General features: G+C 54.5%; 2 protein-coding genes. Both read left to right on the forward strand.

Annotation, left to right across the window (positions count from 1 at the left end):
• The coding region (locus tag AC1D1P_RS23630; protein WP_477674686.1) for a hypothetical protein at positions 1-799 on the forward strand (799 nt) is incomplete at its 5' end.
• 23 nt (positions 800-822) lie between these two features.
• The gene (locus tag AC1D1P_RS23635; RefSeq protein ID WP_477674687.1) at positions 823-1,071 is read left to right on the forward strand and encodes a hypothetical protein; all 249 of its coding nucleotides are present in this window, start codon (positions 823-825) and stop codon (positions 1,069-1,071) included.
• Positions 1,072-1,295: the final 224 nt, after the last annotated feature.

Genomic DNA, 1,295 nt, shown 5'->3' on the forward strand with positions numbered 1-1,295 from the left:
GAGTGTAGGTATGAGAATGCATTTGAAAAAACTGTTCCTCTTTTCCGCCGCTGCCGCGTTGCTTTGGTGTTCCCAGGCGAAGGCACAAACCGATTCCGCGGAAGTTCCCAGGCACCTGGCTGTTGCCCGTGAGCTGGTTGAAAACATCAAGCCAGAAGACAATCAATACACGCTCAGGGAACGGTCTATCAGCTTCCCCGGAGATATTTTCTCGAACAAGTATGCGATGAGGGCTGATTGCTCCGGCTTCCTGCTGGCTGTTTTTGAGCGTGCCAAATACTCGACGCAATCGAAGATGTCGTTTCTGGAGTGGACGCCCAACAGGAAAAAACACACCGCGGAAGATTTCGTCCTCTCCATCGAAAAAGAGGGCGGTTTTACACGCATCACAAAAGTCGAGGATCTGAGGCCTGGAGACGTCCTGGCACACGCCATGCTGAATGTGGAAGACAAAAAGAAAACAGGCTCGACAGGCCATGTATTTTTAATCAACGGCCAGCCGAAACAAATTACTCCCAGAAAACCAGTCGTTGAAGACACCAGGCAGTTCGAAGTTTCCATCATCGACTCGAACGAAGCCTATACCGGTGACGACGACAGCCGATTGGCCGATCCGTTGAATAAAGTCAAAGGGCTGGGCAAAGGAACCATCCGTCTTTATGCAGATTCCAGTGGCGAGCTTGTAGGGTGGGCAACCACATTCAAAACTTCGACCCGGTTCTTTTCCTACAATCCGAGGTTTCCGTCTGAGACCAAGGCCCGGAAAGCTGCCATGGGAAGACCGGTTGCAGGGATCTGAATTCCTGGAAGAGAGGTCAAGAAGTGTCAGGCGACAAAATTTACTGGTTCCCTGCAAAGCGCTACGGTTGGGGCTGGGGCCTTCCGACCACATGGCAAGGCTGGGCTGTCATGGCGGTCTTTGCCTTTCTGATTCTGGCTGGCGCCGTGTTCCTGCTTCCAGGTCACGGTCAAGCTCTATTCGTCATGTATTCGGCGCTTGTGTGCGCTGTGCTCGTAGCCGTCTGCTGGCTAAAAGGCGAGCCCCCGAGCTGGCGCTGGGGTGGCAAGTGAAGCCGCCGCTTACCCCCTTCTTCAACTGGATGTGCCTTGGGCCCACCGCTCAAGCCCAACATTAAGTACCGATGCGTCCCACTCTTGCTGTTGCCGTGCTCGCTGTCGCCGCAAGCGGTGGCGCATTCGCCACCGGCTCCTTGTCGTTCGAAAGCGCCGGCTATGTTCTGGACTTTGAAGTAGGGCAACAGGAGCGCCCAGTTCTGGCTGGTGTGTCACTTGCC

The sequence above is a fragment of the Polaromonas sp. P1_E1_2 genome, assembly GCF_056406035.1.